We start from the raw sequence: 25,496 nt of genomic DNA, 5'->3' as shown, positions 1-25,496 counted from the left end.
AGTCCGAGGACGCATCCCAACCACCTCCAGTCAGAAGGCGATTGCACTGACCCCTTGAGGCCGCGGGAGGAACTGTCGTGTTTTCTGCCATGCCGTCGCGCCGTGCTGTCCTTGCTGGTGGAGTCACCGGAGGTGCCGCGCTCGCGGCCGCCGGCTTCACCGCTCCGTCGTACGGCGGGGAGTACAACCCTCGCAAGCCCGGCAACCGGGTGCGCCTCACCGTCCTCGGCACGACCGACCTGCACGGGAACGTCTACAACTGGGACTACTTCAAGAACGCGGAGTTCGACAACAGCGCGCACGACGACATCGGGCTGGCGAAGGCGACCACGCTGATCAAGGCGATGCGCAAGGAGCGGCGCGGTGAGCCGGTCCTCACGCTCGACGCGGGCGACACCATCCAGGGCACGCCGCTGGCGTACTACTACGCCAAGATCGACCCGATCACCGAGGGCGCGAAGCACCCGATGGCGAGCGCGATGAACCTGGTCGGGTACGACGCCGCCGCGCTCGGCAACCACGAGTTCAACTACGGCCTCGACACGCTGCGCACGTTCGAGGAGCAGCTGGACTTTCCGCTGCTCGGTGCGAACGCCGTCGACCCGGCCACCAAGCGCCCGGCGTTCCGGCCGTACGTGATCAAGACCTTCCGCGTCGGCCGCGGTCGCACGCTCCGCGTCGGCGTGCTGGGCCTGACGAACCCGGGCATCGCGATCTGGGACAAGGCGAACGTCGAGGGGAAGATGGAGTTCCCCGGGCTCGTCGAGCAGGCGAAGAAGTTCGTGCCCGAGATGAAGAAGCGCGGCTGCGACCTCGTGGTGATCTCGGCGCACTCGGGCGCGGACACGTCCTCGTCGTACGGCGACGCGCTGCCGTACCCGGAGAACGCCGCGTCCCTGGTCGCCGAGCAGGTGCCGCACGTCGACGCGATCCTCGTCGGCCATGCGCACAAGGAGATCGCCCAGCAGTTCGTGCGGAACACGAAGACCGGGCAGCAGGTGCTGCTCTGCGAGCCGGCGTACTGGGGCATGCGCGTCGCGCTGATGGACCTGATCGTGCAGGAGACCTACACCAAGCGCGGCAAGCAGAAGTGGACGCTGGTCGCGGCCGGCTCGCAGGTGCTGAACTCCAACACCGTCGACGCCGACCCGGCCGTGGTCGCGGCCGTGCAGGCCCAGCACGACACCGTGATCGAGTACGTCAACTCCGTCATCGGCACGTCCGCCGCAGCGATGTCGGCCGCGCGGGCGGTCGTCGAGGACGTGCCGATCATCGACTTCGTGAACTACGTGCAGGCCGATGCGGTGAAGGCCGGCCTCACGGGTGAGGCCGCGTCCTTGCCGGTGCTGTCGATCGCGGCGCCGTTCAACCGGTCCGCGTCGTTCCCGGCCGGCGAGGTGACCGTGCGCGACGTCGCCGGGCTCTACATCTACGACAACACGCTGCTCGGCGTGCAGGTCTCCGGCGCCGACGTGAAGGCCTACCTCGAGCACTCCGCCCGCTACTTCAAGCAGGTCTCGGGCACCGGCCCGTTCACGATGGCCCAGGTCACCAACGCCGTCACCCCGACCGCCCCGAACGGCACACCTGACTACAACTTCGACTCCGTCGCCGGCCTCGACGCGCCGCTGACCTACGACATCGACCTCTCGCAGCCGGCGGGCGCCCGGATCGTCGGGCTGGCGTACGGCGGCGTGCCCGTGAAGGACGCCGACCAGTTCGTGCTGGCGGTCAACAACTACCGCCAGTCCGGCGGCGGCGGCTTCCCGGCCGTCTCCACCGCCCCGTCGTCTACAACCGCCAGAACGAGATCCGCCAGCTGCTCATCGACTGGGTCACCGAGAACGGCACCATCGACCCCGCCGCGTTCGCCTCCGTCGACTGGCGCCTGGTCTCCGGCGGCACGCCGATCACCGTCACCAGCTGAGGCCGCTCCGCCGCATGTAACGCGGGGTTATGACCTCTAGGGACCCTGAAATTTGCGGGTCACCAGTGGGTCTAACCCCGCGTTACAGCTGCGCTGTCCACAGGCGAGGAACTCGTGAGAGTCGGGACTCGGCGGCCGGGAATGGTCGCGGCATGCCGAAGTTCGCCCACTACTTCGCCGAGCAGCACGGCCTGATCCGGCGCCGCCAGGCGTTGGCGGCCGGTGCGACGGTCAAGGACGTGGCCGGCCTACTCAGGCGCGGCGAGTGGGTGGCGGTACGCCATGGCGTGTACACGACCGCGACACGATGGGCCGAGCTCGACCCGTACGTCGGTCGACCGCGGCTCGAGGTCTGGGCGGCCACCATGACGATGCAGACTCCAGGTCTCGTCAGCCACGACTCGGCGGCGTACCTGCACGGCCTGGCGATCCTGGAGGCAACTCCGCGGCTCGTGCACGTCACCAGGTTCGGCGCGCTCGGCGGTCGGACGCGGCATGGCGTCAAGCACCACAAGGCGCCGTTCGCCGACGAGCAGATCGTGTTCGTCGACGGCCAGCCGCTCCTCGACATCCCGCGCACGGTCGCGGACATAGCGCGCGAGCACGGCACCCGGCACGGCATCGTCGCCGCTGGGTCGGCGCTGCGCATGGGGATCACCAAGCCGACGCTGCGGTCCGCGGTGGTCGCGATGCGCAACTGGCCGTTCGTCACGAAGGTGCGGTCGTCCATCGAGCTCGCTGATGCCCGCTGCGAGAACCCGGGGGAGGACCTGACGAAGCTGATGCTCGAGGAGCTCGGGATGGGAGTGGTGCATCCCCAGTTCGGTCTGCGTGACCGCGGGAGGACCGCTTGGGTCGACTTCCGAGTCGGTCGCCACCTGATCGAGTTCGACGGCTGGCACAAGTACCAGCGCCACGAGGACGGCGGGTACGCCGACCAGTCGCCCGGCGCGGTCGTCTGGCGGGAGAAGAAGCGCCAGGACTGGCTCTGCGGCTTCAAGCTCGGCATGTCCCGTCTCGTCTGGGCGGACTTGCAGCCGGACACCTGGGAGGCAACGAAGCGGCGCCTGCAGCGCGAGATCGCCGACACCGACGCCCGGTTCGGCACCTCGATCGACGACCTCGCGCCGTACGTCGTCCGGCGCCGTCGCCGCTGAGGCGGACGCTTGTAACGCGGGGTTAGAGCCTCTGGTGACCCCGAAATTTCAGGGTGACCAGAGGTCCTAACCCCGCGTTACAAGCGGAAGACAGCCCCGCGCTCAGTCGCCGCGGAACTCCGGCCGCCGGCCGCCGAGGAACGCCGCCACACCCTCGCGGAAGTCGGCGGTGGTGAAGAGGGCGCGCTGGCCGGAGTGCTCGCGGTCGAGGGCGGACTCGAGGTCGCCGAGGGTGGCGGCGTTGATCGCCTTCTTGATGCCGGTCTGGGCGAGGGCCGGTCCCGAGGCGAGCCGGCGCGCGAGCTTCGAGACCAGCTCGTCGAAGGCGTCGTCGGGGGCCACGTGCGTGACCAGGCCGCACTCGAGCGCCTCGCGCGCCGACAGCGGCTCGGCGAGCAGCGCCATCCGCATCGCACGGGCGCGGCCGATGGAGGCGGCCACCGTCAGCGACGCCCCGCCGTCGGTCATCAGTCCGACCTTGGCGAACGGCAGCAGGAACGACGCGGACTCCGCGGCGACGATGATGTCGGAGGCGAGCGCGGCCGAGCAGGCGACGCCGGCGGCCACGCCGTTGACGGCGGCGAGCACCGGCACGGGGCAGCCGACGACCGCGCGGATCACGCGGTTCGCGCCGTCCATGATCTCGACCGGGAACTGCGGCGCGAGCTCCAGCGTCTCCATGTCCGCGCCGGCGCTGAACCCGGCGCCGGTGCCGGTGATCACCACGACCCGCACGTCCTCGCGCCCGCCGACGCCCTCGAGCTCGGCCGCCAGCGACGACATCATGTCGCCGGACACGGCGTTGAGGACCTCGGGGCGGTTGAACGTCAGCCGCAGCACGCCGTCTGCGAGCTCGACGACGAGGTGCTCCGACTGCTCAGACAACGGTCACCCCGGCCTGGAGCAGCTCGGCGATCGCGGCCTCGGACGTCTCCGGCGCGACGCCCGCGCACAGGTCGATCAGCACCCGCGTCGAGAAGCCGGCCGCGAGCGCCTCCAGCGCGGTCGCCCGCACGCAGTAGTCGGTTGCGATCCCGCAGATGTCCACCGCGCCGACGTCGTGCGCGCGCAGCCAGTCCGCGAGCAGCACGTCGCCGTGCGCGCGGCCCTGGAATCCGGAGTACGCCGGCTCGTGCTCGCCCTTGAGGAAGATCGCGTCGAACGGCTGCGGGTCGAGGTTGGGGTGGAACGCCTCGCCGTCGGTGCCGACGCGGCAGTGGACCGGCCACGACTCCTTGAAGTCCGGGTCCTTCGACCAGTGCCCGCCGGGGTCGATGTGGTGGTCCTTGGTGGCGACGACGTGCTCGTACGCCGGGGCGTCCGGCTCGCCGGACGACCAGTGGTGGAGGACGGCGCCGATGTCGGCGGCCACCCGGGCCCCGCCCGCGACCGGCAGCGACCCGCCCTCGCAGAAGTCGTTCTGGACGTCGGTCACGATCAGCGCCCGCTTCATTCCTCGCAGGCTACCGGTCACTCGTGGACGGTCGGGATCGCCGGCTCGCCGCGCGACATCTGCTGCACCGCCACCGGCAGCTCGGCGCGGGACGCGAGGTGCCGCGCCCGCGCCGCCTCCAGGGACTCCCGGCCGACGACCTCGCCGTCGCGGACGAGCGGCACGAGCAGCTCCCGGTCGTCGCCGTCGTCGTCGGGCCGCTGGCCGATCCCGATCACCTCGGCCTCGGCCACGCCGTTCGACGTGAGCCGTCGCAGGGCGTACTTCCGTCCGCCGATCGACGCCTTGTCGACGCTGCGCTTGGCGACCGAGACCATCTCCCCGGCGTCCGACGCTCGCGCGACCAGCTTGTAGACGAAGCCGCACGTCGGGTGGCCGCTGCCGGTCACCAGCTCGGTGCCGACGCCGTACCCGTCGACCGGGGCCGCTGCGAGAGCCGCGATCGCGTACTCGTCGAGGTCGCTGGTGACGATGATCCGCGTGCTCGTCGCGCCGAGGGCGTCCAGCTGCGCGCGCACCTCGGTGGCCAGCACCGCCAGGTCGCCCGAGTCGAGCCGCACCGCGCCGAGGCCGGGACCGGCCACCTCGACCGCCTGCCGCACGGCCTCGGCCACGTCGTAGGTGTCGACGAGCAGCGTCGTCCCGGTCCCCAGCGACGCGACCTGCGCGCGGAACGCGTCGGCCTCCGTGTCGTGCAGCAGGGTGAAGCTGTGCGCGCTGGTGCCGGTGGTGGGCACGCCGTAGCGCTGCCGCGCCGCGAGGTTCGAGCTCGCCGTGAAGCCCGCGACGTACGCCGCCCGCGCGGCCGCGACCGCCGCGTCCTCGTGCGTGCGCCGCGAGCCCATCTCGATGCACGGCCGGTCGCCGGCGGCGAGCGTCATCCGCGACGCCGCGGAGGCGACGGCCGAGTCGTGGTTGTAGATCGACAGCAGCAGCGTCTCGAGCAGCACCGCCTCGGCGAAGGACGACTCGACGATCATCAGCGGTGAGTAGGGGAAGTACGCCTCGCCCTCGGCGTATCCCCAGACGTCGCCGGAGAAGCGGTACGACGCCAGCCAGTCGAGCGTCGGCCCGTCGACGACGCCGCCGAGTGCGGCCAGCGTCTCGTCGTCGAAGCGGAACGCCTCCATGGCGTCGAGTGCCCGCCCGACACCGGCGACGACGCCGTACCGGCGGCCCTCCGGGAGCCGCCGCGGGAACAGCTCGAACACCGACCGGCGGTGGGCGGCCCCCGACCGCAGCGCGGCCTGGAGCATGGTCAGCTCGTAGTGATCGGTGAACAGGGCTGTTGACGGGGCCACGGAGGTCAGTGTGCCAACATTGAGTGCGTGTCCGCCCCCGTCGAGATCGAGCCCGACCTCACTCCCGACGAGATCACCCAGACGGCCAAGCCCTGGGTGACGATCGTGTGGAACGACCCGGTCAACCTGATGTCGTACGTCACCTACGTCTTCCAGAAGTACTTCGGCTACTCGAAGAAGAAGGCGGAGAAGCTGATGATGGAGGTGCACGAGGACGGCAAGTCGGTGGTCAGCTCGGGCACCCGCGAGGAGATGGAGCGCGACGTGCAGGCGATGCACGAGTACGGCCTCTGGGCGACCATGGACCGGCAGGACTGAGGACGGACTTGAGCGGGTTCCACAGGCACCGCAGGAGCAAGCGCATCATCGCGAACTTCACCGGGTTCGAGGCCGATCTGCTGCGCTCGCTGGCCTCCCAGCTCGTGGAGCTGCTGCGCAACGAGGCCGCGGTCCCGCGCGACGACGTCGACCCGCTCGAGGCGATGTTCGACTTCACCGGGCCGACCCAGGAGCCGGAGGACCCGGTGCTCGCCCGGCTGTTCCCGACGGCGTACCCGGCCGACGAGGAGGCGGCGGCCGAGTTCCGCCGGTTCACCGAGGGGAGCCTGCGCGACGGCAAGGCGAACGCCGCCATCGCGATCATCGACGGTCTCGAGGAGGCCGGGCTGCCGCCCGAGCTCACCGAGGAGGGGTTGATGATCGACGTCGAGCTCGACGAGCCCGGCGCCGAGACCTGGATGCGCTCGTTCACCGACCTGCGGCTGGCGCTCGCGACCCGGCTCGGTGTCGAGGAGGGTGACGAGGAGTACTGGCACTCGCTGCCCGACGACGACCCGACCGCGCAGGCGCACGACATCTACGAGTGGGTCGGCTACCTGCAGGAGACCCTCGTCCAGGCGCTGTCGGACTGAGCTGCCGATGCCCATCCCACCGTTCGTCGCCGCCCTGCGCGAGATGGTCGGCACCCACGAGCTGTGGTTGCCGGCGGTGACCGCGGTGATCGTCCGCGGCGACGAGGTCCTGCTCACGAAGCGCGCCGACAACGGCGAGTGGGCGCCGGTCACCGGCATCCTCGACCCGGGCGAGGAGCCGGGTGTCGGGGCCGCGCGTGAGGCGCTGGAGGAGACCGGCGTCGTGGTGACCGTGGACCGGCTCGCGTCGGTCAGCGCGAGCCCGCAGGTCGTGCACGGCAACGGCGACCTCGGCGTCTACCTCGACCTCACGTTCGCCTGCACGTGGGTGAGCGGCGACGCCCACGTCGCCGACGACGAGAACGTCGACGTGCGTTGGTGGCCGGCCGACGCGCTGCCGCCGATGGCCGACTGGCTGCGCGAGCGGATCGACGACGTCCTCGCAGGGGAGACCGCGGCGCGGTTCCGCAGCTGAGGCGTCGCCGGACAAGGTCTTCTGGCAGATCGTCCGCAACGGGATGGTCTCGCTACAGTCGACGCATGGCTCGATCCTCCGCCACCCCGCCGCCCGTCGACCTCTCCTACCTCCTCAACCAGGCGTCGTACGCGCTTGCTGCCCAGCTGGGCGCCGCGCTCGACGCGGTCGGCCTCACGGTCAGGGAGTACTGCGTGCTGTGGAAGGCGGACGAGGCCGAGCGCTCGCAGACGGAGATCGCCGAGCTCGCCGGCCTGGACAAGACGACGATGGTGGTGACGCTCGACGCGCTCGAGAAGGCAGGGCTCGCCGAGCGACGGGTCTCCTCCACCGACCGCCGCGCGCGCGTCGTCGCGGTGACCCCGGAAGGTCGGCGCGTGCTGCATCGCGGGTTCGGCGTGGCCACCGAGGTGATCGACGGGGTGCTGGCGCCGCTGAGCGGCGCGCGCCGGACCGCCCTTGTCGAGGCGCTGGAGCTGCTGACGGGTGGCCCGCTGGCGAAGCCGTCGCACACGGCACCGCAGCGGCGACGCAGGGTTCCGTCCGCAACAGGATAAGACAAAAAGAGATAGTTTTGTACGAGACCATTTGATACGGTCTCGTCATGTCCTCTCTCACCCGTACCCGCCCCCGTTCGCGCACCTGGGCGCTCGCCGCCCTGACGGCCACCCAGCTGATGGTGATCCTCGACGGCACGATCGTGAACGTGGCGCTCCCGACGATCCGTGCGGACCTCGGGTTCTCCGACGCCGGCCTCGCCTGGGTCGTGAACGCCTTCTTCGTCGCCTTCGCCCTCCTGCTGCTCCCGGCGGGACGCCTCGCCGACCTGCTCGGCGCTCGCCGCGTCTTCCTCGCCGGCCTGGTGGTGTTCACCGCCGCGTCCGCACTGTGCGGCCTCGCGCCCGGCGCCGAGCTCCTGGTGGCCGCCCGGTTCCTGCAGGGGGTCGGCGGGGCGCTCGCATCCGCAGTGGTGCTAGGGATGATCGCCGCGCTGTACGCCGACGACGAGCGCGGGCGCACCCGCGCCTTCGGGCTGCTGGCCTTCGTGGGCGCGGCCGGCGCCTCGCTCGGGGTGATCGCGGGCGGGGTGCTGGTCGAGCTCGTGTCGTGGCGTTGGGTGTTCCTGGTCAACGTCCCGATCGGGCTCCTCGTCGTCCCGGTCGCGCTGCGCCACCTCGATCCGGCGCGGGGGACCGGTGCGCTCCGCACCGGTCTGGTGCCGAGGGCGCTGTTCCGCGCCCGGCGGTTCGTGGTCGCCAATGCGGTGCTGTTCACGATGACCGTCGCCGGGTTCAGCTTCCAGTTCCTCAGCGCGCTCTACCTGCAGGACGTGATGGGTCTCGGCCCGATGGCCACGGGGCTCTCCTACCTCCCGGTCACCGTGGCCATCGCCCTCTCGTCGCTCGTGCTCAGCGGTCGGCTGGCCGAGCGGTTCGGCGCGGAGCGGGTGCTCGTGTCCGGGCTCGTCCTGTTCGTCGGCGGCCTGCTGCTCCTGTCCCGGACGCCGGCCGAGGGAACGTTCTGGCTGGACGTCGCGCCCGCGTTCGCGGTGATGGGCACCGGCTTCGGCCTGGCCATGCCCCAGGTCACCTCGATCGCCATGGGGGACGCGCCGCTCGAGCACAGCGGCGTGGCGTCCGGGTTCGTCACCACCACCCAGCAGGTGGGTGGCGTGGTCGGGTTGGCGGTGGTGAGCATCGTCGCCGACGGCTCCGGCCTGGGTGCCGGCCTGCTGGTCGCCGCCGTGGTCCTCGCCGGCGGTACCACGCTCGCCGCCACCCGGCTGCGGACCGGTCCGGGGTCCGGGCAGGTGCCGGCCGGCCCGGCTGCTGCCCCTACGCTGGAACGGTGCTGACCATCGACCAGGCGACGTACGACGCCATCGTCGCGCACGCCAAGCGCGACCACCCCGACGAGGCCTGCGGCGTCGTCGCCGGCCCGGAGGGCAGCGACCGCCCCGAGCGGCTCGTCGAGATGGTCAACGCCGCGGGTTCGCCGACCTTCTACGAGTTCGACTCCACCGACCTCCTGCAGCTCTACAAGGAGATGGACGCGAACGACGAGGAGCCGGTGATCGTCTACCACTCGCACACCGCGACCGAGGCCTACCCGAGCCGGACCGACATCGGGTTGGCGAGCGAGCCGGGGGCACACTATGTGCTGGTGAGCACGCGTGAGCACGGGAATAACGACGGTCCCGTGGAGTTCAGGTCTTACAGAATCATCGACGGCGAGGTGACCGAGGAAGAGGTCACGGTCGTCGACGAGCTGCCCAGCAACTGAGGAGTAGTACCCATGGCCATCGAGGTCCGGATCCCGACCATCCTGCGCACCTACACCGGCGGCGAGAAGGCCGTCAGCGGTGACGGCGCCAGCCTGAGCGCGCTGATCGACGACCTGGAGGCCAACCACCCCGGGATCAAGGATCGCCTGATCGAGAACGGCGACCTGCGCCGGTTCGTGAACGTCTACGTCAACGACGAGGACGTCCGCTTCATCGGTGGCCTCGAGGCCGAGCTCAGCGACGGCGACCAGGTCGTCGTCCTCCCGGCGGTCGCCGGCGGCGCTCGCTGAGATGACCCGGTACGACAACCTCCTCGCCTCGGTCGGCAACACGCCGCTGATCGGGCTGCCGAGGCTGTCGCCGTCCGCCGACGTGCGCCTCTGGGCGAAGCTCGAGGACCGCAACCCGACCGGCTCGATCAAGGACCGCCCGGCCCTCAAGATGATCGAGGAGGCGGAGAAGGACGGCACGCTGCGTCCCGGCTGCACGATCCTCGAGCCGACGTCCGGCAACACCGGCATCTCGCTGGCGATGGCCGCGAAGCTCAAGGGCTACCGGATCGTCTGCGTGATGCCGGAGAACACCTCCGAGGAGCGTCGCCAGCTGCTGCGGATGTGGGGAGCCGAGATCATCTCCTCGCCCGCCGCCGGCGGCTCCAACGAGGCGGTCCGGGTCGCCAAGCAGGTGGCCGCCGAGCACCCTGACTGGGTGATGCTCTACCAGTACGGCAACGCCGCCAACGCGCTCGCGCACGAGCAGGGCACCGGCCCGGAGCTGCTGGCCGACCTGCCGTCGATCACGCACTTCGTCGCCGGTCTCGGCACCACCGGCACGCTGATGGGCGTCAGCCGGTTCTTCCGCACCGCCAAGCCCGACGTGCGGATCGTCGCCGCCGAGCCGCGCTACGGCGAGCTCGTCTACGGCCTGCGCAACCTCGACGAGGGCTTCGTCCCCGAGCTGTACGACGCCGACCTGATCGACAGCCGCTTCTCGGTCGGCCCGCGCGACGCCGTACGCCGCGTCCGCGAGCTGCTGGAGGTCGAGGGCATCTTCGCCGGCATCTCCACCGGCGCGATCCTGCACGCCGCGATCGGGCAGGCCGCCAAGGCGGTCAAGGCGGGGGAGTCGGCCGACATTGCGTTCGTGGTCTGCGACGGCGGCTGGAAGTACCTCTCCACCGGCGCCTACGAGGGCACCGTTGACGAGGCGGAGGACCGCCTCGAGGGCCAGCTCTGGGCCTGATCCCGGGGGCCCGACCCCCGGGCCAGATCCGGGGCCAGACCCCAGGGTCGAAGATCACCCGCTCCGGGTGATGGGCCCGGTCGCGGGTCGTTGGCTACGGTGGCCACGACCGGCCCTGCCGACCTGGGAGCTCCCTTGCGCGAGATCGTCGTCTTCAGCGGATCCGCCCACCGAGGACTGGCCACGGCCATCTGCGAGGACCTCGACGTCGAGCTGTCGTCGGTGGAGATGACGCGGTTCAGCAACGACTGCCTGCAGGCGCAGCTGCAGACGAACTGCCGCCAGCGCGACGTCTACCTCGTGCAGCCGCTGTGCCCGCCTACGCAGGAGCACCTGATGGAGCTGCTGCTGATGATCGACGCCGCGCGCGGTGCGTCGGCGGAGCGGATCTCGGCGGTGATCCCGTACTACTCCTACGCGCGCTCCGACAAGAAGGACGCGTCGCGGCTGTCCGTCGGCGGCCGGCTGGTGGCCGACATGCTGGTCGCGGCCGGCGTGGACCGGGTGCTCACCATGACGCTGCACGCGCCCCAGGTGCACGCGTTCTTCTCGGTCCCGGTCGACCACCTGACCGCCCTCGGCGTGCTCGCCGACCACTTCCTCGGCCAGGACCTCACCGACGCGGTCGTGGTGTCGCCGGACTTCGGCAACGCCAAGACCGCGGGCCAGCTCGCGCGGCTGCTCGGCGTCCCGGTCGCCGCTGGCAGCAAGAAGCGGCTCGGGGACGACCAGGTCGTCATCGACACGATCGTCGGCGACGTCGAGGGACGCCGTGCGATCGTCCTCGACGACGAGATCGCGACCGGCGGCTCGATCGTCGAGCTGCTCGACCGGCTCGCCGAGCAGGGCTGCACCGAGGCCGCGATCGCCTGCACCCACGGGCTCTTCGTCGGGAAGGCGATCGAGCGGCTGCGCGGTCACCCGATGGTCACCGAGGTCGTCACCACCGACACCGTCCCGCCGCCCTCCGGCTGGCCGGAGCTGAGGGTCCTCTCGGTCTCCGGGCTCTTCGCCCAGGCGATCGCCCGGTCCCACGCGGGGGAGTCGGTCAGCAGCATGTTCGACGGTGTCGACCCGTCGCTGGGGCCGCCCCAGGGCCGGCTGTTCAGCTAGTCGACGGACAGCGTCTGCTCCGGGTCGATCCCGCTGCCCCGGACCGCGCCCAGCCCGAGCAGGTCGAGCGCGAGGTTGGCCACGTTGCCGTTGCGCACCGGCTGGAGCCCGGCGTACCCCGGACGCCGCGCCCGCGGGTCGCGGAACGTCGGGTTCGACGCGTACAGGTCGCCCGGCTCGACGCCCACGCCCCAGACCAGGAACGGGATCCGGTAGTTCTCGACGTCGCGCTTGTCGGCGTGGCCGTTCTCCCCGGTCGCGAACCCGTGGTCGGTGGTCAGGATCACCGTGCCCTCGCGCGCGACCGCACGGAGGACGCCGCCGAGCTGCCGGTCGGTACGCCGCACCGCGTCGAGGTACCGCGGCGACATCCCGCCGTACGCGTGACCGGCGCGGTCGGGCAGCGAGACGTGCAGGAACGTGAACGCCGGCGCCCCGTCGGCCAGGTCGGCGCGCGCGGCGCGGACCAGGCGGCGCTGGTTCTCCGTGAAACGGAACGTGTCGACGCCGGCCCTCCAGGACCGCTGGTACAGCCGGAGCTTCTCCTTCGTCGTGTACAGCGCGGTGCGGCCGCCGGCGGCGTGGACGGCGCTGAACACCGACCCGACCGGGTGGCCGGCCGCGCCCTGGACCGTGGTGCGCGGCCGGTCGTCGTCCCACGTCACGCCGTGGCCGCCGGCGGACGCTCTGATCCGGCGCCCGGTGAGCATGCTCGTGTGGTTCGGCAGCGTCGTCGTCTGCTCGTGCTCGGTGCGGGCGTTCAGGGTGCCGGCACCCTGGTCGAGCATCCGGTGCAGGGTCGGGGCGCCGGCCGCGCCCAGCCTCCTGATCGCGGCGACGTTGAGCCCGTCGACCGAGATCGCGACCACGCCGGAGCGGGGCGCGCCCGCTCCGGTCGTGCGTGCGTGGGCGGGCGCGGCCGCGCCCGCGAGGACCACGGCGGCCGCGAGGGCGAGGGCTGCTGGGCTACGCACCCGACAACGCTACGCCGATCGCCTCGGGGAGTCCGGTCGTGCTCCGGCCGATCAGCCGCGACAGGTCGCCGGAGTGGTCCTCCAGGTCGCCACGGGCGACGCCCTGGTCGGAGTCCGCGAGCACCTGGGCGAACGGCGCGGGCACGCCGGCGGACTCCAGGGCGGCGGCGTACTCCGCGGCGGGCAGGTCGGTGTAGGTGATCTCCCGCCCGGTCGCGGCGGCCAGCGCGGCGGCGTACTCCGCCATCGTGAAGGCCTCGTCGCCGGCGAGCTCGTAGACGGCTCCGGCGTGCTCGCCGCCGGCGAGGACGACCGCCGCGGCCTCCGCGAAGTCCTGCCGGGTCGCGCCGCTGATCCGGCCGTCGCCGGCGGCGCCGAGGACCTGTCCCGTGGCGAGGGCCGGGCCGGCGTTCTCGGTGTAGTTCTCGAGGTACCAGCCGTTGCGCAGCAGGGTGACCGGCAGCCCGCTCTGCTTCAGCAGGTCCTCGGTCGCGATGTGCTCGGCGGCGAGGCCGAGGCCGCTGCTGTCGGCGCGCAGCAGGCTCGTGTAGGCGAGCAGGTCGACGCCGGCGCGGGCCGCGGCCTCGATCACGTTGCGGTGCTGGGTGACGCGCGCGCCCACCGCGTTGGACGACACCAGCAGGAGGCGGTCGACACCGGCGAACGCCGCGTCGAGCGAGGCCGGGTCGTCGTAGTCGGCCCGGCGGACCTGGACGCCGCGGTCGGCGAGGTCGGTGACCGCGTCGAGGTCGCGCGCGGTGGCGACGACGTCGGCGGCGGGGACGCCGCGGTCGAGCAGGGCGAGGACGGTGAGCCGGCCGAGGTGGCCGGAGGCGCCGGTGACGAGGACGGTCATGATGAGCCTTTCGAGCGGGTGGTTGTCACCTGCTGGAACGACCGGTCGACCTCCATGCTTCCCGTTGGTTAGTACCCACTTTCGAGTAAGGTACTGGCATGAAGGTTAGTCTGGCCGCGGCGTTCCCCGAGCAGGTTTTCACCACCGGGTGCCCGACCCGCGAGGTCCTCGACCACGTGATGAGCAAGTGGGCGCCGCTCGTGCTCGCCGCGCTCAGCGACGGTGAGCCGCTGCGGTGGAGCGAGCTGCGGCGGCGCGCCGACGGCATCAGCGAGAAGATGCTCGCTCAGACGCTGCGCACCCTCGAGCGCGACGGGCTGGTCCTGCGCGAGGCGCGACCGGTCGTGCCGCCGCACGTCGAGTACTCCCTCACCCCGCTGGGCGAGGGTCTGGTCGAGAAGCTCCTGCCGCTGATGATCTGGGTGACCCGCCACGCCGACCAGATCCTCGAGCGCACCGCCGTCGGCTCGGAGGGCGAGGGTGACGACGAGCACGCGTGAGGTACGTCGCGACTCCGTGCGTGGACCCTCCCGACCCAATACCGTTGCTCCTCGTGCCGACCATGACCACGCCTGAGCTGCGCGATGCCCCTGTGGGCATCTTCGACTCCGGCTTCGGCGGACTCACCGTCGCCCGGTCGGTGATCGACCAGCTGCCGCACGAGTCGATCGTGTACGTCGGCGACACCGCTCGCCAGCCGTACGGCCAGAAGCCGATCGGCGAGGTGCGTGAGTACGCGCTCGAGTGCCTCGACCACCTCGTCGACCGCGGGGTGAAGGCGCTGGTGATCGCGTGCAACTCGGCCAGCGCGGCGATGCTCCGCGACGCGCGCGAGCGCTACGACGTCCCCGTCGTCGAGGTGATCCTGCCCGCGACCCGCCGCGCCGTCGCCGCCAGCCACTCCGGCCGGATCGGCGTGATCTGCACCCGCGCGACCGCCGAGTCGATGGCCTACGAGGACGCGTTCGCGGCCGCGCCGCACATCGACCTGCACGTCCGGGCCTGCCCGAAGTTCGTCGAGTACGTCGAGGCCGGCGTCACGTCGGGGGACGAGCTGCTCGACCACGCGCACGAATACCTCGACCCGCTCATTGCCGCCGGCGTCGACACGCTGGTGCTCGGCTGCACCCACTACCCGCTGCTCACCGGCGTCATCTCCTACGTGATGGGTGACGACGTCACGCTGGTCAGCAGCGCCGAGGAGTGCGCCAAGGACGTCTACAAGATGCTGGTCCGCACCGACCTGATCCGGCCGGGCGGCGACCCGTCGTACTCCTTCCTCACCACGGGCACCCCGGGCGAGTTCGAGACCATCGGCCGGCGCTTCCTCGGCCCCGAGATGGTGGCCGCCTCCCAGTTCGTCGGAGGCCTGGCGTGAGGCTCACGATCGTGGGCTCCTCGGGCTCCTACCCCGGGCCGGACTCGCCCGCCAGCTGCTACCTCCTCGAGGCCGACGCCGGCGGGCGCACCTGGCGGATCCTGCTCGACCTCGGCAGCGGCGCCCTCGGTGCGCTGCACAAGTACGCCGACCCGCTGGCGATCGACGCCGTGCTGCTCAGCCACCTGCACGCCGACCACTGCCTCGACCTGTCCGGCTACTACGTGATGCGCAAGTACCACCCGACCGGGCACCAGCCGCGGATCCCGGTCTACGGCCCCGCGGGCACCGCGGACCGGATGGCGCGCGCCTACGACCTGCCGCTCGACCCCGGGATGCACGAGGAGTTCGACTTCCGCGAGTGGCTCGGGCCGGTCGAGATCGGCCCGTTCTCGATCGAGCCGATCCCGGTGCTGCACCCCGTCGACGCGTTCGGGCTGCGGGTGACCGCCGACGGCGCGACCGTGGCCTACAGCGGAGACACCGGCCCGTGCTCGTCGCTCGACGAGGTGGCGCGGGACGCCGACGTGTTCCTGGCCGAGGCGTCGTTCCGGGTCGGCCACGCGAACCCGCCCGACCTGCACCTCACCGGTGCCGACGGGGGCGCGGTCGCCGCCCGCGCCGGCGTGAAGCGGCTGGTGCTCACGCACGTCCCGCCGTGGCACGAGCCGGCGGACGCGCTGGCCGAGGCCGCGACGACGTACGACGGCCCGACCGAGCTCGCGGTGTGCGGAGCCGTCTACGACCTCTGACTAGCCCTTCTGGGCGTCGTGGACCAGGATCGCGATCTGCACGCGGTTGGTGACCTGGAGCTTGTCGAACAGCCGGGACACGTGGGCCTTCACGGTCGGCACCGACAGGTGCAGCTCCGCGGCGATCTCGGCGTTGCTCAGCCCGCGTCCGACCGCCTCCGCGACCTCGCTCTCGCGCTCGGTCAGCAGCGCCAGCCGCGCGGCGGCCGCGGCGGCGGCGTCGGCCCCGTCGTCGGGCGCGTCCCGCAGCCGCCGGATCAGCGTCCGGGTCACCGAGGGGGAGAGCATCGGCTCGTCGTCGACGACCTTGCGGATCGCCTCGACGATCTGCGGCGGCGGGGTGTCCTTGAGCAGGAACCCGTCGGCGCCGGAGGCCAGCGCCTCGACGACCTGCTCGTCGGCATCGAACGTCGTCAGCACGATCACCCGCGGCGGGTGTGGCCGCGCGTGTAGCTCACGGGTCGCACCGAGCCCGTCGAGCCGCGGCATCCGGATGTCCATCAGCACCACGTCGGGCCGCAGCTCACCGGCCAGCCGGACGCCCTCGCGGCCGTCCGCCGCCTCGCCCACCACGTCGAGGTCGTCGTGGCCACCGAGCATCAGCGCCAGGGCGGAGCGCACCAGGGGGTCGTCGTCGACGACGAGCACGCGCGTGGTGTTCACGCGGCCCACGGTATCCAGCCGTGCAGGACGAACGTCGAGCCCTCCCGGCCGTGGTCGAGCCGTCCACCCCGCAGCTCGGCGCGCTCGGTGAGGCCGACCAGGCCGAGTCCGGCGCCGGGGGTCCGAGTCGGGCCGAAGCCGACCGGGTTGCGCAGGAACACGTCGATGCCGTCCTCCGGCGTACCGCTCACCCGCACGCTGAGCAGCGCGCCCGGCGCGTGCTTGCGGGCGTTGGTGATGCCCTCCTGCACGATCCGGTAGATCGTGCGGCCGGTCGACTCCGGCACGGGGTCCTCGACCAGGTCCTCGAACTCGATGCGCACGCCGGTCTCGCGCGCGTCGGCCACCAGCTCGGGGAGGTCGGCGTACGTCGGCTGCGGCGCGAGCATCGGCTCGCCGGCGCCGTCGCGCAGCACGCCCAGCACGCCGCGGAGATCGGTCAAGGCCTCGTGTGCCTTGTCGCGGATCACCTCGGCGCTGGTGTGGACCTCCTCCGGTGTGAGGTCGTCGCGGTAGGCGAGTGCCCCGGCGTGCATGGAGATCTGGGAGATCCGGTGGGCGAGCACGTCGTGCATCTCGCGGGCGATCCGCGCCTGCTCCTGGCTGCGCGCCTGACGCACCATCAGCTCCTGCTCGGCCTCGGCGCGCTCGGCGCGGTGGCGCAGCGTCCAGATCAGCTCGCGCCGCGAGCCGATGTACATGCCCCAGGCCGCCGTGGCGGAGACCGCGATGACGTTCATCAGGAGGATCAACCACTCGGGGTCGTCCGGGTTGCTCGGCTGGACCACCGTGAAGAGCTCGGCGCAGCCCAGGGCGAGCACCGAGATGGGGATGATTTCCCGCCACCGGCGGCGCGTGGCCAGGGAGACGCCCGCCAGGGTGGCGGGCCCGGCGGCGATCGAGGAGAACCCGCCCGCCACGGTCAGGACGACGGCGACGGCCACCGGCCACCGGCGTCGGTAGAAGATGAGGACGAACGCGGGAACGCCCACCGCGACGTCGAGCAGCAGGCGGGCCTCGGTCTGCCAGTCGACGACGGTCAGCCACACCGTGACGCTGATCGACAGCATGACCGCGAGCCGCCACGCGTGGCTCCACCACCGCAGCGGCGGCTGGTACTCCGCTGGGGTCGGCCGGTCCACCTGCCCAGGCTAGGCGTCCGGGCCGCGGCGTACACGATGCCGGGGTCCCGGCGGCACCCCTACTTTGGTCTGCGAGGTCCATCCGCGCGTACCGTGCGGCGCTCGTCTCGATCCGGCAGGCTGGAGCCATGATCGAAGTGCAAGGACTGACCAGGACCTACGGCACGTTCACCGCCGTCGACGACATCAGCTTCAGCTGCGTCCCCGGGACCGTGACCGGCTTCCTCGGCCCGAACGGCGCCGGCAAGACCACCACGATGCGGATCATGGTCGGCCTGACGCCGCCCACCTCCGGCCGGGTCACCATCGGTGGTCACCTCTACAAGGACATCCCGAACCCGGGCCGCCACGTCGGCGTCCTGCTCGACGCGTCCGCCCAGCACGCCGGCCGCACCGGCCGGGAGATCCTCGAGCTCGGCGCCGCCACCATGGGACTGCCCGACTCGCGCGTCGACGAGATGCTCGAGCTGGTGTCGCTGACCCCGACCGAGGCGAAGCGCCGGCTGCGCAACTACTCGCTCGGCATGAAGCAGCGCCTCGGCATCGCGCACGCCCTGCTGGGCGACCCCTCGGTGCTGATCCTGGACGAGCCCGCCAACGGCCTCGACCCGGCCGGCATCCGCTGGATGCGTGGTCTGCTCAAGGGGTACGCCGAGCGCGGTGGCACCGTGCTGCTGTCGAGCCACCTGCTGCACGAGGTCGAGCAGATCGCCGACGAGATGATCCTGATCGGCAACGGCAAGATCGTCGCGCAGGGTGACAAGAAGTCGCTGCTCGCGGGTGCCGCCAAGGGCGGCGGCGTGCACTGCTTCGTCACGGCCCTCGACAACGCCGCGCTCGCCGCGGCCCTGACCGCCAAGGGCATCACCGTGGCCAGCGCGGGCGAGGGGCTGCGGGTCGAGGCCGAGCCGGTCGAGGTCGGCCGGACCGCACTCGAGGCCGGCGTCGTGCTCACCGACCTCCGGGGCGGCGAGGGCGGCCTCGAGGACCTGTTCCTCGAGCTCACCGCCGAAACCCAGCGGGAGGCGGTCTCGTGAGCGCGACCACCGCCGCGCCGATGACCCTGGACATCTCGGGCACCGCGCCCACGCCCTTCACCCGGTTGCTGCGCACCGAGCTGCGCAAGACCTACGACACCCGTTCTGGTCTGTGGCTGCTGATCTCGATCGGCATCGTCACCGCGCTGGTCATGGTGATCCAGGTGTCCGTAGCGATCGCCCAGGACATCCAGGTCTCCTACAACGACTTCCTGACCTCGACGACGTTCTCGATCGGCTTCCTGCTGCCGGTGCTCGGCATCCTCCTGCTCACCAGCGAGTGGAGCCAGCGCACCGCGATGGTGTCGTTCTCGCTCGAGCCTCGCCGGGCGCACGTCATCGCCGCCAAGCTGGTCGTCGGCGTCCTCTTCGCCGTCGCCGCCGTCGTGGTGACGCTGCTGCTGGCGGCGCTGTGCACGGCCGCGTTCAACGCGATCTCCGACATCCCCGCCGACTGGGACTTCGGGATCAAGCGGACCTCGTTCTTCCTGCTGCTGCAGGTGATCGGCATGCTCACGGGCTTCGCGTTCGCGGCGCTGCTGCTGAACTCCCCGGCCGCCATCGTCGTCTACTTCGCCTACTCGTTCATCCTGCCCACGATCTTCGGGATCGGGGCCGAGCTGATCGGCTGGTTCGCCGACATCCACCCCTGGATCGACTTCAACAACGCCCAGGTCCCACTCATCGACGGCTCGGTGACCGGCGAGGAGTGGGCCCAGCTGCTGGTCTCGGGCGTGATCTGGCTCGTGATCCCGCTGTCGGTCGGCATCTGGCGGGTGCTCCGCGCGGAGGTGAAGTGACATGAGTGCGATGACGCTCGACGTCTCGGGCACCCGGAAGACGTCGTTCTGGCGGCTCGCCCGAGTGGAGCTGCGCAAGTCGTACGACACCCGCGCGGGCTTCTGGCTGCTGGTCTCGATCGGCCTGATCGTGCTGGCCGCCGAGGTCATCGTCCTCGCCGTCACCACCGTGCAGGACGAGCCGATCTCGTGGGGCGACTTCATCGGCGTCGCGGCGTTCCTGACGTCGTTCCTGCTGCCGGTGCTCGGCATCATGGTGCTGACCACCGAGTGGAGCCAGCGCTCCGCGATGGTGACGTTCTCGCTCGAGCCGCGCCGGCCGCTGGTGATCGCGGCCAAGGCGTTCGTCGGCGTGCTGCTGACGCTGGCGACGGTCGCGGTCTCGGTCGTGATCGGGCTCGTGTGCACGCTGATCTACGGGCTGATCGAGGGGGGGGCCGACTGGTCGTTCGGCTGGCCGGACATGTTCGCGTTCCTGGTCACCCAGGTCCTGGCGATGCTCGGCGGCTTCGCCCTGGCCGCGCTCCTGCTGAACACCCCGGCGGCGATCGTGGCCTTCTTCGTCTACAAGTGGGTCCTGCCGCCGCTGTTCTTCGCCGGTGCCGCGCTGATGGGTTGGTTCGACTCCCTGGCACCGTGGATCGACTTCCAGTCCTCGCAGGAGGCGATCTGGGACTGGTCGAGCTCAGGGGAGGACTGGGCGCAGCTCGTGGTCTCCGGAATCATCTGGCTGGGGATCCCTCTCGCCATCGGGATCCGACGGGTGCTGCGGGCAGAGGTGAAGTGAGCGCCGACTAGGGTCGGGGCCATGAACGCCACCCCGCGCGAGGACGGTCGCGCCGACGACGAGCTCCGACCCATCACGATCACCCGCAACTGGCTCGACCACGCGGCGGGCTCGGTGCTCGTCGAGTTCGGCAGGACGAAGGTGCTCTGCGCGGCATCGGCGTCCGAGGGTGTCCCGCGTTGGCGCAAGGGCTCGGGCCTGGGCTGGGTCACCGCGGAGTACGCGATGCTGCCGGCGTCGACCAACACCCGGTCCGACCGCGAGTCCGTCAAGGGCCGCATCGGGGGCCGCACCCACGAGATCAGCCGGCTGATCGGCCGCTCCCTGCGTGCGGTGATCGACTACAAGGCGCTCGGCGAGAACACCATCCAGCTCGACTGCGACGTGCTGCAGGCCGACGGCGGCACCCGCACAGCCGCCATCACGGGGGCGTACGTCGCCCTCGCCGACGCCGTCGCCCACCTCCGCTCGACGGGGTCGCTCACCGGCGAGCCGCTCACCGGCTCGGTCGCAGCCGTCAGCGTCGGGATCATCGACGGCGTGCCCCGCCTCGACCTGCCCTACGTCGAGGACGTCCGCGCCGAGACCGACATGAACATCGTGATGACCGGCGACTGCAAGTTCGTCGAGGTGCAGGGCACCGCCGAGGGTGCGGCGTTCGACCGCGCCGAGCTGGACGCGCTGCTGGAGCTGGGCGCGAAGGGCTGCGCCGACCTCACGCGGCTGCAGCAGGAGGCGCTGGCGCGATGACGCGGGTCTTCCTCGCCTCGCGCAACCGCAAGAAGATCGAGGAGATGGAGCGGATCCTCCGCGAGCACCTCCCCGAGATCGAGGTCGTCGGCATCGACGACGTCGATGGCTACGACGAGCCGGTCGAGGACCAGCCGACGTTCGAGGGCAACGCGCTGCTCAAGGCTCGCGCCGGGCTGGCCGCCACCGGTCTGCCGTCGCTCGCCGACGACAGCGGGATCTGCGTCGACGCCCTCAACGGGATGCCGGGCGTGCTGTCCGCGCGCTGGTCCGGCCCGCCCACCCTTCGAGACGCCTCGTCCCTCGGCTCCTCAGGGACCGGGGGATCGCTTCGCGACGACAAAGACCAGCGCAACAACGACCTGCTGCTCGCGCAGCTCGACGACGTGCCGGACGAGCGGCGTACCGCCCACTTCCAGTGCGCCGTCGCGTTCTGCCACCCGGGCGGTGAAGAGCTCACCAGCGGCGTGATGCCGGGCCGGGTGCTGCGGGCGCCGCGCGGCGACGGTGGCTTCGGCTACGACCCGTTGTTCGAGGCCGACGACCGGCCGGGCGTGAGCACCGCGGAGCTCTCGCGGGAGGACAAGGACGCGATCTCGCACCGCGGGTGGGCGCTGCGCCGGATGGCGCCGATCGTCGCCCGGATCCTGCGATGAAGCGCGAGTTCTTCTTCCGCCGCAACCTCGCCCGGCTGCTGCTGCGGCTGGCGCGCTGGAAGACCGTGGGGGAAGTGCCGCGCAAGGGCATCCTGGTCGGGGCGCCGCACACGTCCAACTGGGACTGGGTCCTCACGATGCTGCTGGCGTGGGACTACAACATCCAGATCCGGCTGCTGGTCAAGGACTCGCTGTTCAAGGGCCCGCTCGGCAGCATCCTGCGCTGGTCCGGCGCGGTGGAGCTCGACCGGGAGAACCCGGGCGAGACCATCCGGCGGCTGATCGTCGACTCCGAGACCGACGAGACCTTCCTGCTCGGCATCGCGGCCGAGGGCACCCGGAGCAGGGGCGAGTACTGGAAGTCCGGCTTCTACCGGATCTCCCAGCAGACCGGCCTGCCGATCACGCTCGCCTTCCTCGACGCGCCCTCGCGGACCGTCGGCTGGGGCCCGACGTTCGCCCTGACCGGTGACGTCGTCGCCGACATGGACCGGCTCCGCGAGTTCTTCGCGGACAAGCGCGGGATCAGGCCCGAGGGCGCGACCGTGCCGCGGTTGAAGGAGGAGGACGCTCAGGCCGGCTGAGCGGTCTTCACCAGCTTCTTGGTGAGCAGCAGGCCCCACAGCGTCGCGAACGCGAACATCACCAGCGAGTACACCGCGGCCGGGACCGAGATCTCGGTGCTGTCGAGGATCTCGACCGCGACGTAGATCGCGAGCGTCGCGTTGTGGACCCCGATCTCCATCGAGGACGCGATCGCCTGGTCCTCCCGCACGCCGAGGGCGCGCGGCACGAAGAACCCGACGACCAGCGAGATCGCGCAGAACAGCGCGGTGGCCAGCCCGATGTCCTGGACGTAGTCCGAGACGTTCTCGCGCTGGTCGACGATGACCGCGAGCACCAGGATCGCGAGGATCACGCCGGACCCGATCCGCACCGGACGCTCCATCCGGTCCGCGAACGCGATGTTGCGCGCCCGCACGAACATGCCGATCGCGACCGGGATCAGCACGATCGCGAAGACCTGCACGACCTCGCTGAACGGCAGGCTGACCTCGTCGTCGAGCCCGTAGTGGTCGATCGCCAGGTTGGTGATCAGCGGCAGCGTGAACAGCGCGATGATCGAGTTCACCGCGGTCAGGCTGACGTTCAGCGCGACATCGCCGCGGAAGATGTGGCTGAACAGGTTCGCGGTCGTGCCGCCCGGCGATGCCGCCAGCAGCATCATCCCGACCGCGAGCAGCGGGTCGAGGTCGAGCGCCTTCACCAGCCCGAAGCAGACCAGCGGGAGCAGCACCAGCTGGCAGGCGAGGGCGACCGCCACCGCCCTCGGCGCCTTCGCCACCCGGCGGAAGTCGTCGAGCGTGAGCGAGAGCCCGAGGCCGAACATGATGATCCCGAGCGCCAGCGGCAGCCCGACGGTGGTGAGGGCGGAGTCCATGCGCGGACTCTAGTGACTGCGGTCACAGGACGGCGGCGAATCGCTGGGCGGGTCGGGAGTGCGCCCGGCGAGAGTCGAACTCGCACTGGCCAGGACCTAAACCTGGTGCCTCTGCCAATTGGGCTACGGGCGCGCGGGAGCAGTGTCCCAGACGGGTCGTCCGCCTCAGGCGGGGCTATAGCCAGCCGAGAGGCGGACGACCCGGTCTCAGCGAGGCTGCTCGTCGGCGAGGTTGAGCTTCAGGTCCTTGCGGAGCTTGGCGACGTGCCCGGTGGCCTTGACGTTGTACTGCGCGAGGAAGACCTTGCCGTCCTCGTCGACGACGACCGTGGAGCGGATGACACCCTCGACGGTCTTGCCGTAGAGCTTCTTCTCCCCGAACGCGCCGTACTGCTTCATCACCGACTTGTCGGGGTCGGAGAGCAGGGTGATGGTGAGCGCGTCGCGCTCGCGGAACTTCGCCAGCTTCTCCGGCTTGTCCGGGGAGATGCCGAGCACCTCGTAGCCCTGGGCCTTGAGGGAGTCCAGCGAGTCGGTGAAGTCGCACGCCTGCTTGGTGCAGCCCGGAGTCATCGCGGCGGGGTAGAAGTACACGATCACCTTGCGGCCGAGGAAGTCGCTGAGACCGACCTCGGCGCCGGTGTCGTCGGTGAGCGTGAACTCGGGTGCGGTGTCACCGGGGGAGAGGCGCTGGGTCACGAGGTGGGCTCCTTGTTGCGAGTGGTTTGCAATAACGTAGGGTGAGCGCGAAGGGTTCCAACGTATCCGTTGAGCAGGAGTCAGCATGCACGTCCCCGACGGGTTCCTCGACGCTCCGACGTCGACGGCGACCGCGGTCGTCGCCATCGGCTGTGTCGGTGCCGCCCTGGTCGGCGCCCGCAAGGAGCTCGACGACAAGACCGCGCCGATGGCCGGCCTGGTCGCCGCGTTCGTCTTCGCGGTGCAGATGCTGAACTTCCCCGTCGGGGCCGGCACCAGCGGCCACCTGATGGGCGGTGCGCTCGCGGCGGTGCTGGTCGGCCCCTTCACCGGCCTGTTGTGCGTGAGCGTCGTGCTGCTCGTGCAGTGCCTGCTGTTCGCCGACGGCGGCATCACCGCCCTCGGCACCAACATCCTGCTGATGGGCGTGGCCACGGTCCTCGTCGGCTGGCTGGTGTTCAAGGTCCTGCAGGCCACGATGCCCAAGCGCCTCGCGCTCGTGCCCGCCCAGGCCGGCATCGCGGCGTTCGCGTCGGTCCCGGCCGCCGCCCTGCTGTTCGTGGGCCTCTACGCCGTCGGGGGCACGGCGGACATCTCGCTCGACAAGCTGCTGACGGCGATGATCGGCGTGCACGTGCTGATCGGCATCGGCGAGGGCATCATCACGTTCCTCGCGGTCGGCGCCGTGATCGCCGTACGCCCCGACCTCGTCTACGGCGCCCGCCGGGTGCTCGCGCGCCGCGAGCTCGAGATCCGCTCGGAGGTGACGGCATGAGGACGCGCTGGTTCGTCGCGGCGGGTGTCCTCGTCGCGCTCCTGCTCGCCGGGGTCGTCAGCAGCTACGCCTCGGGCTCGCCGGACGGCCTGACCAAGGTCTCCGAGGACCACGGCTTCGCCGACACCGAGGAGAGCCGCGACGCGCTCCTCGGCGACTACGGCAGCGTGACCGGCGTCGTCGGCGTCCTCGTCGTGCTGGCCGTCGCGGGTGGCGTGACGTACGCCGTGCGCCGCCGAGGCTCGGACTGATGGGCGCCGGGCACGGTCACAAGCTGCACTACCACGGGCACTCCGTGGTGCACCGCGCCCCGGCACACCTGAAGATCCTGACGCTGCTGGCCTTCATGCTGGTGGTCGTCGCCACACCCCGCGACTGGTACGCCGCCTACGCGGTCTACCTGGGCGTCATCGCGGTGGTCGTCGCGATCAGCACAGTGCCCCCGACCTACATCCTGAAGCGGACGGTCGTCGAGGTCCCGTTCCTGGTGTTCGCGCTGCTGCTGCCGTTCGTCGCCGAGGGGCCCAAGACCGAGGTGCTCGGCCTCACCGTCAGCCAGCACGGGCTGGAGGCCGGCGTCGCGCTGGTCGTGAAGGGCACGCTCGGCGTGCTCGCCAGCCTCACCCTGGCCGCGACGACCGAGCCGCAGGAGCTGCTGGCCGGGCTGGAGCGGCTGCGGATGCCGAGCCAGCTCGTGCAGATCATGTCGTTCATGGTCCGCTACCTCGACGTGGTGACCGGCGAGATGCAGCGGATGAAGGTCGCCCGCGAGTCGCGCGGGTTCACCGCCCGCAACCCGCGGCACTGGCCGATCCTGGCCCGCTCGGCGGGCGCGCTGTTCATCCGCTCCTACGAGCGCGGCGAGCGGGTCCACCTCGCGATGCTGTCGCGCGGCTACACCGGGAGGATGCCCCCGAAATGAG

Annotated in this window: 32 protein-coding genes and 1 tRNA gene; 23 read left to right on the top strand and 10 right to left on the bottom strand. The window is 71.2% G+C overall.

What is annotated here, in order from left to right; all coding sequences use genetic code 11:
- The first annotated feature begins 77 nt into the window (after positions 1–77).
- Entirely contained in the window at positions 78–1,967 is a 1,890-nt protein-coding gene (locus ABD875_RS11360; RefSeq protein ID WP_345176275.1) for a bifunctional metallophosphatase/5'-nucleotidase, read from the top strand.
- A gap of 112 nt (positions 1,968–2,079) precedes the next feature.
- Positions 2,080–3,084: a type IV toxin-antitoxin system AbiEi family antitoxin domain-containing protein gene (locus ABD875_RS11355; protein ID WP_345176271.1), complete on the top strand. Its 1,005-nt coding sequence runs from the start codon at positions 2,080–2,082 to the stop codon at positions 3,082–3,084.
- Between the two features lie 102 nt (positions 3,085–3,186).
- Here the strand turns inward: ABD875_RS11355 and ABD875_RS11350 are convergent, their stop codons facing one another.
- From ABD875_RS11350 to ABD875_RS11340, 3 genes are read right to left on the bottom strand one after another with little or no spacing between them, the layout of a single operon-like run.
- Positions 3,187–3,969 carry an enoyl-CoA hydratase gene (locus tag ABD875_RS11350; RefSeq protein WP_345176266.1) on the bottom strand — a complete coding sequence of 261 codons (783 nt, stop codon included), beginning with the start codon at positions 3,967–3,969 and terminating at the stop codon, positions 3,187–3,189.
- Positions 3,962–4,537: an isochorismatase family protein gene (locus ABD875_RS11345; RefSeq protein WP_345176262.1), complete on the bottom strand. Its 576-nt coding sequence runs from the start codon at positions 4,535–4,537 to the stop codon at positions 3,962–3,964. Before ABD875_RS11345 ends, ABD875_RS11350 begins: the two co-directional genes overlap by 8 nt.
- Before the next feature lie 17 nt (positions 4,538–4,554).
- Positions 4,555–5,838: a nicotinate phosphoribosyltransferase gene (locus tag ABD875_RS11340; protein ID WP_345176260.1), complete on the bottom strand. Its 1,284-nt coding sequence runs from the start codon at positions 5,836–5,838 to the stop codon at positions 4,555–4,557.
- A 27-nt stretch (positions 5,839–5,865) separates the two neighbouring features.
- Between ABD875_RS11340 and clpS the strand changes: the two genes are divergently transcribed.
- From clpS to ABD875_RS11295, 9 genes are all read left to right on the top strand, one after another.
- Positions 5,866–6,156, top strand: coding sequence for an ATP-dependent Clp protease adapter ClpS (clpS, locus tag ABD875_RS11335; RefSeq protein WP_345176257.1), 291 nt, complete (start codon positions 5,866–5,868; stop codon positions 6,154–6,156).
- A gap of 8 nt (positions 6,157–6,164) precedes the next feature.
- Positions 6,165–6,749, top strand: coding sequence for a DUF2017 domain-containing protein (locus ABD875_RS11330; RefSeq protein WP_345176253.1), 585 nt, complete (start codon positions 6,165–6,167; stop codon positions 6,747–6,749).
- Positions 6,750–6,756: 7 nt separating this feature from the next.
- Positions 6,757–7,224, top strand: a complete 468-nt coding sequence (locus tag ABD875_RS11325) for an NUDIX hydrolase (RefSeq protein ID WP_345176250.1) — start codon at positions 6,757–6,759, stop codon at positions 7,222–7,224.
- Between the two features lie 65 nt (positions 7,225–7,289).
- Complete coding sequence (locus ABD875_RS11320) at positions 7,290–7,781, top strand: MarR family winged helix-turn-helix transcriptional regulator (RefSeq protein WP_345176245.1); 492 nt, start codon at positions 7,290–7,292, stop codon at positions 7,779–7,781.
- Positions 7,782–7,828: 47 nt separating this feature from the next.
- Positions 7,829–9,079, top strand: coding sequence for an MFS transporter (locus ABD875_RS11315; protein WP_345176241.1), 1,251 nt, complete (start codon positions 7,829–7,831; stop codon positions 9,077–9,079).
- Positions 9,073–9,507: a M67 family metallopeptidase gene (locus ABD875_RS11310; RefSeq protein WP_345176237.1), complete on the top strand. Its 435-nt coding sequence runs from the start codon at positions 9,073–9,075 to the stop codon at positions 9,505–9,507. The genes ABD875_RS11315 and ABD875_RS11310 overlap by 7 nt, the downstream gene beginning before the upstream one ends.
- 12 nt (positions 9,508–9,519) lie before the next feature.
- Positions 9,520–9,798: a MoaD family protein gene (locus ABD875_RS11305; RefSeq protein ID WP_345176232.1), complete on the top strand. Its 279-nt coding sequence runs from the start codon at positions 9,520–9,522 to the stop codon at positions 9,796–9,798.
- Between the two features lies 1 nt (position 9,799).
- Positions 9,800–10,750, top strand: coding sequence for a PLP-dependent cysteine synthase family protein (locus tag ABD875_RS11300; protein ID WP_345176228.1), 951 nt, complete (start codon positions 9,800–9,802; stop codon positions 10,748–10,750).
- A gap of 135 nt (positions 10,751–10,885) precedes the next feature.
- Positions 10,886–11,863: a ribose-phosphate diphosphokinase gene (locus ABD875_RS11295; RefSeq protein ID WP_345176225.1), complete on the top strand. Its 978-nt coding sequence runs from the start codon at positions 10,886–10,888 to the stop codon at positions 11,861–11,863.
- Here the strand turns inward: ABD875_RS11295 and ABD875_RS11290 are convergent.
- Both ABD875_RS11290 and ABD875_RS11285 read right to left on the bottom strand, forming a co-directional pair.
- Complete coding sequence (locus ABD875_RS11290) at positions 11,860–12,837, bottom strand: alkaline phosphatase family protein (protein ID WP_345176220.1); 978 nt, start codon at positions 12,835–12,837, stop codon at positions 11,860–11,862. The two genes, ABD875_RS11295 and ABD875_RS11290, sit on opposite strands and share 4 nt — an antisense overlap.
- The gene (locus tag ABD875_RS11285; RefSeq protein WP_345176215.1) at positions 12,830–13,693 is read right to left on the bottom strand and encodes an SDR family oxidoreductase; all 864 of its coding nucleotides are present in this window, start codon (positions 13,691–13,693) and stop codon (positions 12,830–12,832) included. Before ABD875_RS11285 ends, ABD875_RS11290 begins: the two co-directional genes overlap by 8 nt.
- A gap of 98 nt (positions 13,694–13,791) precedes the next feature.
- Between ABD875_RS11285 and ABD875_RS11280 the strand changes: the two genes are divergently transcribed.
- The 3 genes from ABD875_RS11280 (at position 13,792) to ABD875_RS11270 (ending at position 15,823) form a co-directional block, all read left to right on the top strand.
- Positions 13,792–14,193: a winged helix-turn-helix transcriptional regulator gene (locus tag ABD875_RS11280; RefSeq protein ID WP_345176210.1), complete on the top strand. Its 402-nt coding sequence runs from the start codon at positions 13,792–13,794 to the stop codon at positions 14,191–14,193.
- A gap of 62 nt (positions 14,194–14,255) precedes the next feature.
- On the top strand, positions 14,256–15,071 hold the full coding sequence (murI, locus tag ABD875_RS11275; protein ID WP_345176207.1) for a glutamate racemase: 816 nt from the start codon (positions 14,256–14,258) through the stop codon (positions 15,069–15,071).
- Entirely contained in the window at positions 15,068–15,823 is a 756-nt protein-coding gene (locus ABD875_RS11270) for an MBL fold metallo-hydrolase (protein WP_345176201.1), read from the top strand. Before murI ends, ABD875_RS11270 begins: the two co-directional genes overlap by 4 nt.
- Here the strand turns inward: ABD875_RS11270 and ABD875_RS11265 are convergent, their stop codons facing one another.
- Positions 15,824–16,423 (bottom strand): response regulator, encoded by a 600-nt coding sequence (locus ABD875_RS11265; protein ID WP_379188263.1) that lies wholly within the window; start codon positions 16,421–16,423, stop codon positions 15,824–15,826. It abuts the gene before it with no gap.
- A 59-nt stretch (positions 16,424–16,482) separates the two neighbouring features.
- Positions 16,483–17,628 carry a sensor histidine kinase gene (locus tag ABD875_RS11260; RefSeq protein WP_345176192.1) on the bottom strand — a complete coding sequence of 382 codons (1,146 nt, stop codon included), beginning with the start codon at positions 17,626–17,628 and terminating at the stop codon, positions 16,483–16,485.
- A 128-nt stretch (positions 17,629–17,756) separates the two neighbouring features.
- Between ABD875_RS11260 and ABD875_RS11255 the strand changes: the two genes are divergently transcribed.
- From ABD875_RS11255 to ABD875_RS11230, 6 genes are read left to right on the top strand one after another with little or no spacing between them, the layout of a single operon-like run.
- A complete protein-coding gene (locus ABD875_RS11255; protein WP_345176187.1) occupies positions 17,757–18,665 on the top strand; it encodes an ABC transporter ATP-binding protein in 909 nt (302 codons plus the stop codon).
- Entirely contained in the window at positions 18,662–19,465 is an 804-nt protein-coding gene (locus ABD875_RS11250) for an ABC transporter permease (protein WP_345176182.1), read from the top strand. The genes ABD875_RS11255 and ABD875_RS11250 overlap by 4 nt, the downstream gene beginning before the upstream one ends.
- 1 nt (position 19,466) lies before the next feature.
- Positions 19,467–20,252 (top strand): ABC transporter permease, encoded by a 786-nt coding sequence (locus ABD875_RS11245; RefSeq protein ID WP_345176177.1) that lies wholly within the window; start codon positions 19,467–19,469, stop codon positions 20,250–20,252.
- A gap of 21 nt (positions 20,253–20,273) precedes the next feature.
- Complete coding sequence (rph, locus tag ABD875_RS11240) at positions 20,274–21,002, top strand: ribonuclease PH (protein ID WP_345176173.1); 729 nt, start codon at positions 20,274–20,276, stop codon at positions 21,000–21,002.
- Entirely contained in the window at positions 20,999–21,658 is a 660-nt protein-coding gene (locus tag ABD875_RS11235; RefSeq protein ID WP_345176169.1) for a non-canonical purine NTP pyrophosphatase, read from the top strand. Before rph ends, ABD875_RS11235 begins: the two co-directional genes overlap by 4 nt.
- Positions 21,655–22,242, top strand: coding sequence for a 1-acyl-sn-glycerol-3-phosphate acyltransferase (locus ABD875_RS11230; RefSeq protein WP_345176165.1), 588 nt, complete (start codon positions 21,655–21,657; stop codon positions 22,240–22,242). The genes ABD875_RS11235 and ABD875_RS11230 overlap by 4 nt, the downstream gene beginning before the upstream one ends.
- Here the strand turns inward: ABD875_RS11230 and ABD875_RS11225 are convergent.
- From ABD875_RS11225 to bcp, 3 genes are all read right to left on the bottom strand, one after another.
- Positions 22,230–23,099 carry a bile acid:sodium symporter family protein gene (locus ABD875_RS11225; protein ID WP_345176161.1) on the bottom strand — a complete coding sequence of 290 codons (870 nt, stop codon included), beginning with the start codon at positions 23,097–23,099 and terminating at the stop codon, positions 22,230–22,232. The genes ABD875_RS11230 and ABD875_RS11225 overlap by 13 nt on opposite strands.
- A gap of 59 nt (positions 23,100–23,158) precedes the next feature.
- A tRNA-Leu gene (locus ABD875_RS11220) sits at positions 23,159–23,232 on the bottom strand.
- Positions 23,233–23,306: 74 nt separating this feature from the next.
- On the bottom strand, positions 23,307–23,798 hold the full coding sequence (gene bcp, locus ABD875_RS11215; RefSeq protein WP_345176157.1) for a thioredoxin-dependent thiol peroxidase: 492 nt from the start codon (positions 23,796–23,798) through the stop codon (positions 23,307–23,309).
- Between the two features lie 85 nt (positions 23,799–23,883).
- Between bcp and ABD875_RS11210 the strand changes: the two genes are divergently transcribed.
- Genes ABD875_RS11210 through cbiQ form a run of 3 tightly spaced genes read left to right on the top strand, consistent with a single transcriptional unit; the run spans position 23,884 to position 25,495 of the window.
- Entirely contained in the window at positions 23,884–24,573 is a 690-nt protein-coding gene (locus ABD875_RS11210; RefSeq protein WP_345176151.1) for an energy-coupling factor ABC transporter permease, read from the top strand.
- The gene (locus ABD875_RS11205) at positions 24,570–24,824 is read left to right on the top strand and encodes a PDGLE domain-containing protein (RefSeq protein ID WP_345176148.1); all 255 of its coding nucleotides are present in this window, start codon (positions 24,570–24,572) and stop codon (positions 24,822–24,824) included. Before ABD875_RS11210 ends, ABD875_RS11205 begins: the two co-directional genes overlap by 4 nt.
- Positions 24,824–25,495 carry a cobalt ECF transporter T component CbiQ gene (cbiQ, locus tag ABD875_RS11200; protein ID WP_345176144.1) on the top strand — a complete coding sequence of 224 codons (672 nt, stop codon included), beginning with the start codon at positions 24,824–24,826 and terminating at the stop codon, positions 25,493–25,495. The genes ABD875_RS11205 and cbiQ overlap by 1 nt, the downstream gene beginning before the upstream one ends.
- Position 25,496: the final 1 nt, after the last annotated feature.

Source organism: Nocardioides caricicola, assembly GCF_039541135.1.
In the GTDB taxonomy this organism is placed as follows: domain Bacteria; phylum Actinomycetota; class Actinomycetes; order Propionibacteriales; family Nocardioidaceae; genus Nocardioides; species Nocardioides caricicola.
Note: the sequence above shows the minus strand (reverse complement) of the source record. Positions and strands in the feature narration are given on the sequence as shown.